Origin of the sequence: Legionella wadsworthii DSM 21896 = ATCC 33877, assembly GCF_000701265.1 — a bacterium.
GTDB classification, from domain to species: Bacteria; Pseudomonadota; Gammaproteobacteria; order Legionellales; family Legionellaceae; genus Legionella; species Legionella wadsworthii.
Genome location: NZ_KL370760.1, coordinates 375,756 through 389,414 on the forward strand (window position 1 = coordinate 375,756; position 13,659 = coordinate 389,414).

The following is a 13,659-nucleotide window of genomic DNA, read 5'->3' on the forward strand; positions in this document are numbered from 1 at the left end:
ACTTATTGCCATCTGTCAGTTTTATAAAAGGATTCTTTCTATCTTATGTACACCCCTGCAGATAAGCCGCTGGACATTGGGCAGAGGATTAATGGTTCTATTTTAAGTAATGTGTTCAATTTTAAATGAAAACAACCTGTCACCACCTTCAGCTTATAAAAGATTTGTCTTTACCTCTTAGGCTACGCCCCGCGGCTTGTCCGCGGGGTCTTATATGTCAGTATATTCCCAAAAACCGCTAAATATTTGATAGCAGAATGAATCTAATTTAATAAAAATGTAACCGGGTCCAGAGCTTTTCGTAATCTGAAAATGAAGAAATGTATTACCTTAAAAATATTGGTTAATTCCTCTATACGTGTTTGAAATATTTTGGTCTATGATATATATCAGTGATGGACAGATTATCATGAGCTAACATGGAGTAGATTCATGGGCGAAATTAAAGTAGAGCGGTTAATCAAAGGCCTCCTGGTACGTGAAGGTGCTGGCGTCAAATTACATCGCTACATTGGCATCGAGAGGAACAATGACTTTGAACCTTTCCTATTACTTGACTATTTCAATAGTGCTGATTCTTTAGATTATATGGCAGGTTTTCCGCCGCATCCCCATCGTGGATTTGAAACCATTACTTATTTACTCGAGGGCAGCATCACGCATGAAGACAATAAGGGCCATAAAGGAGTCATTGCTGCAGGAGATGTCCAATGGATGACTGCAGGCAAGGGTATTATTCATTCAGAAATGCCTTCATCTAATGGAAGATTACATGGATTACAATTATGGTTGAACTTGCCTGCTGTAAAGAAAATGCAAACACCAAGCTACCAGGAAATGAAAGGTCACCAATTACCTATTGAAACAAATGCTTCGGGAGCGCAAATCAAAGTAATTGCTGGTAAAACGGATAGTGGAACGGAGTCACCCATTACCGGTATTGCGACCCAACCTTTATTATTTGATATTATTTTGCCTCCTGGGGCAGTTCTGCAACAACAAATCCCAAGTGATTACCAAGCAATCATTTTGGTAATTTCAGGAACAGTACGCATCGAAGATCAATTGGTCCAACAGGATACCTTGGCAAAACTTGGCGCAGGGAATACTTTAGATATAAAAGCTGAGACTGCGAGCCAGTGCATACTATTTGCTGCGGCAAGGCTTCATGAACCGATTACCCGGCATGGACCTTTTGTAATGAACACTCAGGAAGAAATAATTCAAGCCATGGATGACTTTCACAACGGCAGATTCTAATTATTCAACAATAAATCTGCGGATTCTCTAAAATTTGGTCTAAAATGTACTATTAGGAACAAAAAAGCATGTAAAAAGGAGTTCATGTAGTGCATCCTAGAAAAGAGCAATCGGCCAGAGAAATCTACAGAATTGTGGATCAGTACTGTGAATCGAATATGCATAGTAAATACAGTTCAAGCTCGGCGATACCCATCGTTTTAGGTGTCTCAGATTCTGATGCACAAAAACTCATTCAAAAAATCATCATTGCTTTACCCGATTGTTTCTTTTATTTAGCAAAACCTGCGCGTATTAATGAAATGGTGAATTTTATTGCACAGCAATATTTGCTTTTTCAGGCGCAAGAAAATATTAAAGATGAATTATTTCCCAGCTTACTTATTAATTTTGTGAACAATTTAGTCGAAGAAATAATGCTCCGCTATTACTCATATGCTTAACCAGGTGATTTATGACTAAAGAAGAGATAATGCAAGGAACGGGATTAAGTGAAGCAGATTTGAAAGCACTTTTTCTTTTTGAAAAATTAGTTCAAAAAAGCAAACCCGCTCCAAACATTATGGAAGAAGATAAAAAAAATTTGGTTTCATTTTTAGAAAAATCAATTGGCAATATGGATTTAAACAAGCAACTTCTTGAGTTAGGAAAATTGGATGAGCAGGATACAGGGATTGGTTTTTTAGTCATTCATACATTAAGAAACCTTACTTTTAAAACCAGACATTGGCATTCAGCATCAGCAGAGAAATCTTCTCAAACCACCTTGCCACAAGTGGGAATCCGTTCGGATTTGGCAACTCTTGCCCGCGATCTTGAAGTCTTTGAGGATTCAGGTTTGATAAAACAATCCCCACTGTTAACCCAACTTGAGGGTGATGCACATAAGGCTTTAAAAGAAGGTTTTGCAAAGGGGGTGGATATTTCTTCACAAGTGATATTTTTTGAAATTAAAGCGACAAAAGGTGAGCATATGTTTCTTCATAAACCTTATCAAAAAGATGACTTCGTTTTATCTGAATTCCTTTACAACGATGAATACAAAATAAGGCTGGATAAGTTAATTGAAAATGATGCGATCAAAAGTTTATTTAAAAAGAATTTAGGTGATGACTGGTTGCCGCAATTAGAAAAAAAATTTGCCATCATTCAACGTACAATTCATGATGCCCAATTAATAGGACCAATCCATCATGGGTTGATTCATCAAAATGCCGAGGCTCAAGAACAGTTTCTGGCAGAAGACAAAAGCCCTGCAACACTTATTTGTTCTCCATTCATAGGCCTTTGCACTATGGCTACAATTAAAGAACTTAATGAGCAGCTGAGACGTGAGTTAAAAGATAAAGGGGTGAAGGACATCCCGAGTACTTTATTGCAATTACCAATTAGTGACAAACTCGAAGCATTAGCCCCTGAGCACTTTATTGATGTGTTAGATAAATGCCATGCCATAGAACGGATACCTGGGCAAGCCACAGTGACTATGAAAGAGCGTTTGAGCGACACCAAAGGTGAGGGCGATGAAGATCACCCTTCAAACCAACCCTAACCTCATTCTTGGTTTAGCCACTTCGTTAATAACAGTTCCATTGCTTTACGTGCAGATTTTAAGGCGTCTGAATCAAGGCTCGATGGATTATGTAGATCATCGCAATGCGCTGCACCTTGAATCAATTGATAATTTAATTTGGTATTCGTTGCATTTCCATTTTTTTCTGCCAAAGAGAGTGTGGACCATGGATCATTTTCGCCATTTGTAAAATAAATATTGGAGACGAGACTATCCATTAAAGGGCCATAAAATGTGTTATTCAGCTCTGCCGTATCGGCCGGATGGTCTATGCCAAACAATCGCTCACAAATATGATGATGATACGCTAGGTTAATGAAAGAAGAACGAGTTGAAAGCGCAGGGTTTGGATGCGCATTTTGCCAATAGCCATATTCAATACAGGATTGATAATACCATTGGCGCATTCCCAATCCATCCTGGTAATCCTTGGGATTGTCACTCATAGCGCCCTGGGGTGTCATATCTTCTGCTTTAACATGCATTTCTTGATATAACCTTTTTGCAAATTGGGCATAGCCTTCAAGAGGGGTAGGGTTTGCTGATAAACTGGTGCAAAAGGCATCACGCATTCCGTATTGAACTGCTGCAGCACCTGTATCTGCTATCAAATAGAGAAAATCAATAGGATCGGCCACTGCCGAGGCATCAAACATGTTCTTTATTTGTAACCATTTTGTCTCATCATGTAAGCTGGCCTCTACTTCATGGACTACCTCCCTCATCTGATTGGCACATACCGGGCCTGCAACCTGGGTAACATGGGCATCATATTCAACAAAATCCTCTTTGGCCATCACGGGTGCAGATGAGGCCAGGGCACCCACAACCAGAGAAGGAAATTTTAATCGATAATAAGCGGATAAAGAGCCAGGATAAGAGCCCCCAAATGCGACCCATTTACCCGTCCAATTATTTTCATCCTTTAAATGACGTTCGAAATAAGCCAAATCGTCCAATGCTGCTTCTGTGGTTAAAAACCTTAAGTTTTTACTGGACAAATTGTTAAAGGGGATACTTTCTCCATAATATCGATGTTCCAGTGCGACGAGTTTGGCGTGAAATTTTTGCGCGTATGTTCTAATGGCACCATTCAAGGCGCGTTTTGTACAAGCGGACTCACCGCAAAGATAGAAAAAAACTGGAGAATCATGCTTGGGACCATATGTTTCATCAACATAGTAACGCTGGGAAAAGGTCCCCAATAATGAATCGTTATGATCGATCAATTGTTGAAAATAGGAAAGTCTTATGGTTTTTGCAGCAATTAATGGGGTTTTTTCTTCTTGTATTTTGTGCAAATAATGCTCCACAATACCTGCATATGATGTGGATAAAGTAGAGCATAGACCTAAAAGCAACTTCCATTTTTGAAACATCAAGTTATTCCATAATTTATTCAACTTTTTTAAACCGTAGCAAACACACGAACACATCGTACATGGAGTTGGCTTAATTTAAAAAATGCTCCGGAGGTGCTCTGGTTGTTTGGAAAAAATTCCTGGTAAAACGCATTACTTGTAGCGGGAGTGTATTGTGTTGAACTCCAATATTTGTTTCCTAAAAATTCGCTAAGAAAACCAAGACTGTATAAGTTTGTAGCAATGTTTGGCGTATTCGGGGCACACAATGCATCAGTCGCATTGGGTAGCCCAATAGTCAACTTTCCTAATTGGCAACTGGCAGGTAAATACCAAGTGCCTTCTGGCACCAAGCCACTATTATCTATGGTAATTTGATCACATAATTTAGCCGCAGTATCATTTGGTTCTTGTTCCACTATTTGCAAGGTATCGCAGGCGCCATCTGAATTACCATTACAAAAATCCGGTGGATTTGTAGAGTCTTGATTTATGCCTATAATATTACTTAAATTTATACTCCATTCATAGTTGGAATTAATATCTGTATCGCTTACTACAGTAAAATTTAATGCAGGACTTCCTGTTACTTCATACACTAAATAATTAAACGCGGAAAAAGCCAATGCCATTGAGGGCGGTGATGTGACATTATCGCCCGTAACTAATATTCCTCCCTGAGCCACATAGACATTGAAAAAACCTGATGTTGTCACCGTGATGTAGCAAACTCCATTTCCGGGAATGACAGGGCAGGTCGTCGCAGTAACACCTGTCCAACTCGGAGGAAGATTGAGCATCACATTGTGCGCAGGAACAGCCGTTAGATTCGTCACTGGAATAATGACTCCAACGGAATCATCACTAGGAATCACCGCTGTGGCCGGAACAGAAAGGGTTGTCGTTGGTGGCAGGCTGACATTAATTCTGACAGTGACTGTATTGGCTGTATTTGCTCCTGAAATAGTTGCCGTCGTATTTCCTGGTAAATCATCGGGTGTGAAAGTAACCTGACAACTGGCGCCAGGTTGTAACAAAGCAGGGCAATTGCTGGAAACGATAAGATTGATAGGAGGCGTGGGCGCTACAGTTGCATGGACATTTTGCGCAGGGATGTTGCCGGTGTTGGTAACCGTCACCGATTTCGAAGGACCACCTGTAATTAAATTCACTGAAGTGGGTGTGACGCTAAGTATGGCTTGCTGTATTGGGCATGCGACAGCTTGCATATCAAAAAAAGTTGCATTCGTGTTGGTTCCCTTTACCATAATGTTTTGCACTAAAAAAGCAATTGCCGGGGTATTGGTAATAAAGGAAATACTGCAGCTTGCCCCAGGTGCCAATGAAGGAGGACATCCATTATTTTGGATAACATACTGAGTAAAATAGCCGTTTGAGGATGATGCCTGAATGTTGTTTGCGTAGATTCTGGAGTTATTGGTAATGGTAACAGTTCCTGGAATGGGTTGGCATCGGGGTTGACTGACTTGAATGATGCAATTTTGTATGGACTTAGAACAACTCACCCCGTTTTTTCCAGTAGAAATGGTGAGGTTTGCTTGTTCGTCTGTTTCAGGCTTATCTTGCGCCCATAACAATTGAATTGGAATTATAACAAATAGAAAGAAACAAAGATTAAGACATTTTGAGCGACGCATAAATCCATCCTTTTAAAGTCGACGCATAAATTATGCAACCTTATACAGACCCTATCTTTTTTGCAATAGTAATCCGCTAATTTTGGCTAATCCTTTGAAAAAGATGAGATTACGTTCACAAAATACCCCAGATTTATCATCAGTGAACAATTTACTTGTGAGTTGTTTAATTTCATGCCATTATGGTGCCATTATAAATTTTTTGAGTGATTATTATGTTAAAAAAACTCTTGAGCCTATCTTTTGTTTTAGTCACTTACGATGCATCCGCAGCAACAGATTTATATTTATATCAAGCGCCCCTGAGCAGTTTGAACCAATTTTCATTCAAGCAACAAACACACGTCAGAGCGCATGCAAGCGCACCCACTGCAGAAAAAAATACCTTGCAAGCAGTCAATCAAACGCAAGAGCATGCCAAAACCATTATGAGATACCAACAATTGTATCGGGGAATTCCAGTCGTTGGCGCCCAAGTGATGATCTCCAAAGAAGATGCCCAAGTGAATGGGCATTTATTGAAAGACATCCAATTGAATGTACAACCTGTGCTGGATGAAAAAAAGGCGCTTCAATTAGCAAAAGAATCTTGGTTCAAATTCAATCCACAAATGCCTATTTACCAAGAGTTCAGTGAATTGCAAATTAGAGCGGGTCAAAATGATGAATTGAAACTGGTTTATCAAGTTTCGTTTAAAACAACTCAAAGAGATGACAAACCGGCATGGCCATTTTTTATTGTAGATGCTCAAAGCGGGGAAATCATCAAACAATGGAATAACATTAAAAATTATTTGGATACCGGCCCTGGCGGAAATGAAAAGGTACAAGAGTATTGGTATGGAAAAGATGGTTTGCCTTTCCTTGACGTGACCCAAAAAGGCGCCCAATGCATCATGGAGATTTCCAAAGTAAAACTGGTGAATTTGGGTTCAGCCTGGGATTGGAATGATCTGATGGCTACTCCTTTCCAGTATCCTTGCAGTAAGAATATTGAAGAGAATATCAACGGGGCTTTTTCACCAACTAACGATGCCTATTATTTTGGACAAACCATCGTCGATATGTATCAAGATTGGTACGGCGTTCATGCCTTACAACATACGAATGGGTCACCAATGCAGTTAGTGATGCGCGTGCATTTTGGCCAGAATTATGACAATGCATTTTGGGACGGCCAGTTTATGTCTTTTGGCGATGGGAATGATTTTTATCCTTTGGTTTCACTGGATGTAGCCGGTCATGAAGTAACGCATGGCTTTACAGAGCAACATTCAGGGCTGGAGTATCATGATCAGTCTGGAGCGCTTAATGAGTCTTTATCCGATATGGCTGGCCAAGCCTCACGTGCATATCTCCTGGAAAAATATCCTCAACTCTATGCAAGACTCTATTTAGATCCCAATACGGTCACTTGGGGTATCGGGGAAACGATTGTTCGCGATTCTTTTGGAAAAGCCTTGCGTTTTATGGATTTCCCTTCATCAGATGGCAGTTCTGCAGATTGTTTGGACAAACAATTAGCTCAGAGTCATGGTGCTTATTGTGCCATTAGTTATCCCGAATTGGTTGCCTATGCAAAATCAAATATTTCCAATCCTCAAGAAAGACAAAGTTTTATTGTGCATACCGCCAGTGGAATTTTTAATAAGGCGTTTTATTTATTAGCAAAAAATATAGGCATCAAACAAGCCTATCAAATGATGATAATTGCCAACAGCAAATATTGGACTCCGACCACCAACTTCGTTCAAGGCGCCTGTGGGGTAGTCCATGCAGCAAAAGACTTGAGTGTGGATCAAAATATGGTTAAATCGACTTTTGATCAGGTTGGTGTAAGTACTATAAACTGTAAAGTGTAAAAGCTTGCAATTGCCGCTAAAACTTGAATTGAATCAATATTTTCACTTCAGTGTTTCATCGCAATGGATCCCCGCCTACGCGGGGATGGCTCAACCGCGTATTTATACATCCTCTTATCAAGAACCACTTTTCAATTCGGTTTCTTATTTTCATCATGATTTTCCCCTCGTCGGGTGACAAATTCGCAATGAGGAAACGCATTGTCTTACTGCGAAAGTAAAATCCTTTTTTGATTCGTTTTAGTATTTTTACAGAATTAATTTTATCTATGAAGGAGGAAAACATTCGCAATGTACCAACTCATGCTCTTTCCCGCGAAGACGTGAATTCCATTCTTTGATTTACTTCAAATTTTTTCAATTCATAAAACTTTTTTATTCTCGAAAAGGTCACCCAATCAAAGATATTAATTTTTTATGTGCTCACGTAAGTCACAAAGCCTTTTTTTTGCTCTATATGTTGTTTGCCGGCCACTAGAAATAGTATATAATTAGCAACTTTTTAAAATTCTAATAATACTAATCCTCATATGGTCATCTTTTTTATTACTCTAAGCATCTTAATATTAAGTCTGCTTTGTGTCGCAGTAATGGTTTTTAAATTCATGCGTCAACCGTCCGAATCCCTCACGATAATGCAATATGTTAAATTAGCTACAAGCGGGGTGATTGCCTTCATTGCCGACACACTAGGAATTGGCAGCTTTGCTGTTAATGTCGCTTTAGCTAAAATGATGGGTACCTTCAGTGATGATGAAATGCCTGCCGTTAATAATGGGGCGCAGGTGATACCAGGAACAATTGAATCTTTATTTTTTATCGGTCTGATTGATGTGGATTTAACAACGCTTCTTACCTTGGTTATGGGGACTTGTGTGGGCGGATTACTCGGTGGTTTTGTTGTAAGCCATATGAGTAAACAAACAATCCGCTTTGCTATGGTCTGTTGTTTTGCTTTAATTATACTTCTATTAATTTCCCACCAATTTCGATTATTGCCAGTAGGCGGTGAGCTCATGGAATTACATTCCTGGAAATTAATTATAGGCTTTTTAGCCATGGTTGTTTGCGGTGCTTTGACCTCGGTAGGCATTGGTTTGTTTGTTATGGTCCAAGGCGTGTTGTTTTTAATGAATATCTCACCAGTAGTTGCTTTTCCAATCATGACTACTGCAGGGGCAATGCAACAGCCGCTTACTACATTAGTCTTTTTAAAACATGATAAAATTCCATTAAAGAAAACACTGATACTCAGTCTTTCAGGATGTTTGGGTGTGCTCATCACCATACCCATTTTTATGCAGTTAACCATTACTTGGTTGCACTTACTTTTACTCTTTATTCTGATTTATAATTTTTTTGCAGTGGGAAGAACCTATTTGCAATCCAGGCTCAAGAAAAATTATGTACAAACGCAAACACCTGCTTCACTTATGGCAGCTGAATAATAATTAGTACAATACGCTTATTTGTGGACGAAGTTGTAGTAAGATGAGCGTATTTTGAAATAGAAACAGTAGATGCTATGGATGAACCAGTCAGTAAATCACAGAAAAAACGAGATGCCGATTTTTTGCAAAAAATGGGTGTACAATTTATCGAGTTGAGTTTGTCCAAGCTAGAATTGCTTCCCCTTCCCGACAATTTGTATAAAGCCATTATTGAGGCTAAATCAATCAAAAGCCATGGCGCTAAAAGAAGACAAGCACAATTAATTGGAAAACTAATGCGCGCGGCGGATCATGAAGAAATTCTAGCAGCTTATGAACGTTTATTAGAGGAAGATAAAGCGGTAACTGCTTCTTTTCATGAGGTAGAGCAATGGCGAGATCGTCTGCTTAGAGAAGGCAAAGACGCTTTAACTGCTTTTATAGAAGCTTATCATCCTGAAGATGTTCAACAATTAAGACAATTAATAAAAAAAGCGGTGGATGATCAGCTGAAAGAAAAAAATACCGGCGCTGCCAAAGCATTATTTCGTTATTTAAGGTCAACCATCGAATGAAATACTCTTTATTTCTAAGCTGTCCTCGTGGACTTGAATATTTATTGGAGGAAGAAGCACGAACTTTAGGATTAACGGTCACGCGCGTTAGTCCCCAAGGAGTTTATGGCGACGCCAATTTACTGACGCTCTACAAACTATGCCTTTGGTCCAGAATAGCAAACCGCGTACAATTGATTCTTTTTAGCGGTTATGCAGGGAATGAACAATCTCTGCATCAATTATGCACCCAATTTCCCTGGCAAACTGTTTTTTCACACGATAAAACGATTTCAATAGAATTTCACGGATCCTCCGAACATATACGTAATACGATGTATGGTGCGCAAGTGGTAAAAGATGGCATCGTAGATCATTTTCGACGTTTAGATCATTCACGCCCATCTGTGGATAAAGAGAAACCACAAATTCTAATTCATGCGTATTTGAAAAATGAAACCATCACGGTAAGTTTTGATCTCACAGGTTATAGCTTACATCAGAGAGGATACCGGCTCAAAGCAGGCGCTGCCCCGCTCAAGGAAAATGTTGCAGCTGCGCTTCTTTTACGTGCCAAATGGCCAGAATTAGCGGCTAAAGGATATGCCTTGCATGATCCTTTTTGTGGTGCAGGGACTTTAGTTATTGAAGCTGCGATGATGGCTGCGCACATTGCTCCTGGTTTGTTAAGACAAGATCAATCCTTGCAACATTGGGCCCAGCATCAAAGCTCTTTATGGGAAAAATTAAGGGTCGAAGCGTTGCAGCAAGTTAAACCGTTGCCATGCACTTTATTAGGTACCGATTCTGATAGCAAAATCATTTCTATAGCGCGAGGAAATGCAGAGCGTGCTGGTGTGGCTCCTTTGGTAAATTTTCAAACGCAAACTTTAAAAGAAGCTAAAGCCACCAAGGTAAAAGGGTTGGTTATCTGTAATCCGCCTTATGGCGAGCGGTTAAGTGATGTGACTCACTTAGTTCCTCTCTACCAGCAACTTGGGAAAACATTGCACACAAACTACCAAGGCTGGCAAGCTGCAGTATTAACCTCCAATCCTGTTTTGGCCAAAGCTTTAGGGTTACGTGCAAGAAAGCAATATACGATTTATAATGGGGCCTTGGAGTGCAAACTCTACTGTTTGGACATTCACGAAAAAAATGAATTAAAAGGTATTTCGAGCGAAACCTTTTCTGAAAGTGCCCAGATGCTTTTTAACCGATTAGAAAAGAACTACCGCCATTTACAAAAGTGGGCAAAAAATAATCATATTACTTGCTACCGTTTGTATGATGCAGATCTGCCTGAATACGCCTATGCGATAGACATCTACAATGATTATGCAGTGCTTCAGGAGTATGCTCCACCCTCGAGTATTCCCCTGCATAAAGCAGAGAAACGAAGCCTTGAGGTCATGCAGGTTGTTCCCAAAGTACTCGGCATTGATAGTGATAAAATCGTCGTCAAACAACGCAAAAGGCAGAAAGGCAGTGAACAATATCAAAAGTTAGGTCAAAGTAAAAACTCAATGATCGTGACCGAAGGGGAGGCTAAATTAAAAGTCAATTTATATGACTATTTGGATACGGGTTTATTTTTAGATCATCGGCTCATGCGTTTAAACTTTGCCAAATTGAAAACTGGAACACGGTTCCTTAATTGCTTTTGTTACACAGCGAGTGCAAGTGTTCATGCTGCTTTAGCTGGAGCATTAACGGCCAATGTCGATCTTTCAAATACCTATTTACGTTGGGCTGCAGAAAATTTTAAATTAAATAAACTGGATGTAGCAAAGCATCAATTTGTACAGTCTGACTGTCGGGAATGGATGAAAATGACTCGCGATCGATTTGATGTCATCTTTTTAGACCCGCCAAGTTTTTCCAACTCGAAGCGGATGACAGACACTTTAGATATTCAAAGGGATCATGTTTCTTTGATCCATTCTGCGATGCGTTTACTTAATCCAAATGGTGTTCTCTATTTTTCTACAAATTTTCGTCAATTTAAATTGGATCCTCATCTCGAAGAAAAATATTCGGTTCAAAATATAAGTGCTCAAACAATCGATCAGGATTTTAAAAGAAATCAAAAAATACATTATTGTTATAAGATAGTCATGCCGCAATTTGCTGATAACTAGACAGGAAATCAAGGGATATGAGTAAACAAAAGAAAAAAAAGGTATTCACGCCTTCAAACGTTTATCAACATATGTTGCGTAATGCTTTTTTTGGCGTACTAATGACTGCTTTAGCCTTATATATTGGCATGTTAGGCTATCATTTTTTTGAACGTATGCCTTGGGTTGATTCATTTATGAATGCTTCCATGATTCTTTCCGGCATGGGACCTGCTTCTAATATTGTAACTATCCCGGGAAAGATTTTTGCAGGGTGCTATGCATTATTTAGCGGTCTGGCTTTTATTGCAATTATGGTCATTATCCTTTCCCCTTTAATTCATCAATTTTTTCGTAAAATACATTTGGAAAGCAAAACCATCTATCCTGACGATCAGCAATAAAGCAGCGTCTGCTGCTTTCTACGAAGGATAAGGAAACAAGTAGCGTGGTGAGAAAAATAACCTCACTTAAAGTGGTTTCTTCTCTACACCATAAATTTGTTCTTTTAGAGCGGGCATCATCCCAGCCATAAAAAAGAGTTCTGCAACCAGAAACAAGGGTGCTATGAATGCTTGGCACAAATTATCCATGAATGCTGGTTTTTTGCCTTCCAGATAATGTCCATAAAATTGCAGCCCCCATCCAACGATAAAAAAGATAACAAAAGCCCAGATACCTAGGGGTGTGGGCCCCGCTTGACTAAACCAGCTGGCAATCAATAATAAAATCAACATAATTGGAGTTAGTGCTAATGCCAATTGCCAATTTAAACGGAAATAGTAAATCAGAGCAATTAGAGTAGTGATACAGGCAAGATTCGTCGCAAAAACAGTAGGCATAATAATTTTAATAAACCCGAGAAAAATCATGACTGCCAATATGATGAGGGGAACTCCTGCCATATGGGTATAACGTGTTTTGATGTTTTGATGGTATTCAGCATAAAACTGAGCTTGTTCGATAAAGGATTTCATATTAAAACTAATTTAGTTAGGTTCTATAAAAAACATAGCACATTCTATTGAAAAATTCAGTTATTTGTTCGGTAATGGACAGGATCTGCTGGCGAACTTTATTTATCTAAAGTATATGTGCCTACCAAATAAAGCACATTACCATTTCTTGAGGATCCAGGGATATAAGCCCCTTTAATGGAAAGCTTTTTATAAAAAATGCCAGCCCAAGGGACCGCTCCTGGAAAAGGTATCCCCTGCAGGATATCTGGACGGGCTGTGACTAAAACGGAGAATCCTAGTCCTGCTTTAAAATTTTGAGTGACATTAGCTACTTTCAGAAAAGCATATCCAGCAACAGGCTCAAGATTTTTATGGGAATCCAGAAAAGCAAAGGCATAAAGACCATGCCAATTACCGTTTTCATCAAAAAATCCTTTACCAAATCCGCCGCCCCAAGCAAGTTCATTGTATTTACTTTTATGAAGTCGTTCGGCAGAATAAGTAAAGCGGTTGTGCCAAGCATATCCTGAAAGGTACAGTTCAGGGGAGCCTTCAGTCCATGTTTGATGTAGATGGCGACAAAAGGGCCTCATGTAAGGAAAACAAAATTTATATTTTTGAGACTCTTTCTTTTTTAAGTCTGAGAAAGCATGATTTATCTTATCCTGTGTCTCTGCTATTGCTTTGGAGTTTGTACCCTGAGGGCCATTACTGGTTATAATGGATGAATGAGTAGCATATTGACTACTGTAACTATTTAAAGAAAACAGTATTATTAGACCAGAGATGATCATTCGCAAAGTTATATTTTTCATTTATCTTTTACCGATGAGGATCGATACAACAAATTAACTTTTGATCTAATTTTCCTATTATTGATTT

12 protein-coding genes are annotated in these 13,659 nt (G+C 39.2%); 8 read left to right on the forward strand and 4 right to left on the reverse strand.

From position 1 onward, the window contains the following. Positions 1 to 432 precede the first annotated feature (432 nt). The 3 genes from BU07_RS0113300 to BU07_RS0113310 all read left to right on the forward strand — a co-directional run bounded on the left by BU07_RS0113300 (position 433) and on the right by BU07_RS0113310 (position 2,812). Positions 433 to 1,260: a pirin family protein gene (locus tag BU07_RS0113300; protein ID WP_031566798.1), complete on the forward strand. Its 828-nt coding sequence runs from the start codon at positions 433 to 435 to the stop codon at positions 1,258 to 1,260. Between the two features lie 89 nt (positions 1,261 to 1,349). Continuing rightward, positions 1,350 to 1,703, forward strand: a complete 354-nt coding sequence (locus BU07_RS0113305; RefSeq protein ID WP_031566799.1) for a hypothetical protein — start codon at positions 1,350 to 1,352, stop codon at positions 1,701 to 1,703. An 11-nt stretch (positions 1,704 to 1,714) separates the two neighbouring features. Further along, positions 1,715 to 2,812: a hypothetical protein gene (locus BU07_RS0113310; protein ID WP_174888854.1), complete on the forward strand. Its 1,098-nt coding sequence runs from the start codon at positions 1,715 to 1,717 to the stop codon at positions 2,810 to 2,812. A 2-nt stretch (positions 2,813 to 2,814) separates the two neighbouring features. Here BU07_RS0113310 and BU07_RS0113315 read toward each other — a convergent pair whose 3' ends face one another. Both BU07_RS0113315 and BU07_RS0113320 read right to left on the reverse strand, forming a co-directional pair. Further along, entirely contained in the window at positions 2,815 to 4,212 is a 1,398-nt protein-coding gene (locus tag BU07_RS0113315; RefSeq protein ID WP_031566803.1) for a S28 family serine protease, read from the reverse strand. Between the two features lie 29 nt (positions 4,213 to 4,241). Further along, entirely contained in the window at positions 4,242 to 5,852 is a 1,611-nt protein-coding gene (locus BU07_RS0113320) for a hypothetical protein (protein ID WP_051635591.1), read from the reverse strand. A gap of 215 nt (positions 5,853 to 6,067) precedes the next feature. On the opposite strand from BU07_RS0113320, the gene BU07_RS0113330 reads away from it, so the two are divergent. The 5 genes from BU07_RS0113330 (at position 6,068) to BU07_RS0113350 (ending at position 12,222) form a co-directional block, all read left to right on the forward strand. Continuing rightward, a complete protein-coding gene (locus BU07_RS0113330; protein ID WP_031566807.1) occupies positions 6,068 to 7,714 on the forward strand; it encodes a M4 family metallopeptidase in 1,647 nt (548 codons plus the stop codon). A 530-nt stretch (positions 7,715 to 8,244) separates the two neighbouring features. Further along, a complete protein-coding gene (locus BU07_RS0113335; protein WP_031566808.1) occupies positions 8,245 to 9,162 on the forward strand; it encodes a sulfite exporter TauE/SafE family protein in 918 nt (305 codons plus the stop codon). Between the two features lie 77 nt (positions 9,163 to 9,239). Then, on the forward strand, positions 9,240 to 9,719 hold the full coding sequence (yjgA, locus tag BU07_RS0113340; RefSeq protein ID WP_031566810.1) for a ribosome biogenesis factor YjgA: 480 nt from the start codon (positions 9,240 to 9,242) through the stop codon (positions 9,717 to 9,719). Further along, positions 9,716 to 11,839 (forward strand): bifunctional 23S rRNA (guanine(2069)-N(7))-methyltransferase RlmK/23S rRNA (guanine(2445)-N(2))-methyltransferase RlmL, encoded by a 2,124-nt coding sequence (gene rlmKL, locus BU07_RS0113345; RefSeq protein ID WP_031566812.1) that lies wholly within the window; start codon positions 9,716 to 9,718, stop codon positions 11,837 to 11,839. Before yjgA ends, rlmKL begins: the two co-directional genes overlap by 4 nt. Before the next feature lie 17 nt (positions 11,840 to 11,856). Then, positions 11,857 to 12,222, forward strand: coding sequence for a hypothetical protein (locus tag BU07_RS0113350; protein WP_031566814.1), 366 nt, complete (start codon positions 11,857 to 11,859; stop codon positions 12,220 to 12,222). Positions 12,223 to 12,288: 66 nt separating this feature from the next. Here the strand turns inward: BU07_RS0113350 and BU07_RS0113355 are convergent, their stop codons facing one another. Both BU07_RS0113355 and pagP read right to left on the reverse strand, forming a co-directional pair. Beyond that, the gene (locus BU07_RS0113355) at positions 12,289 to 12,795 is read right to left on the reverse strand and encodes an Mpo1 family 2-hydroxy fatty acid dioxygenase (RefSeq protein WP_031566816.1); all 507 of its coding nucleotides are present in this window, start codon (positions 12,793 to 12,795) and stop codon (positions 12,289 to 12,291) included. Positions 12,796 to 12,893: 98 nt separating this feature from the next. Continuing rightward, on the reverse strand, positions 12,894 to 13,592 hold the full coding sequence (gene pagP, locus BU07_RS0113360) for a lipid IV(A) palmitoyltransferase PagP (RefSeq protein ID WP_031566818.1): 699 nt from the start codon (positions 13,590 to 13,592) through the stop codon (positions 12,894 to 12,896). Positions 13,593 to 13,659: the final 67 nt, after the last annotated feature.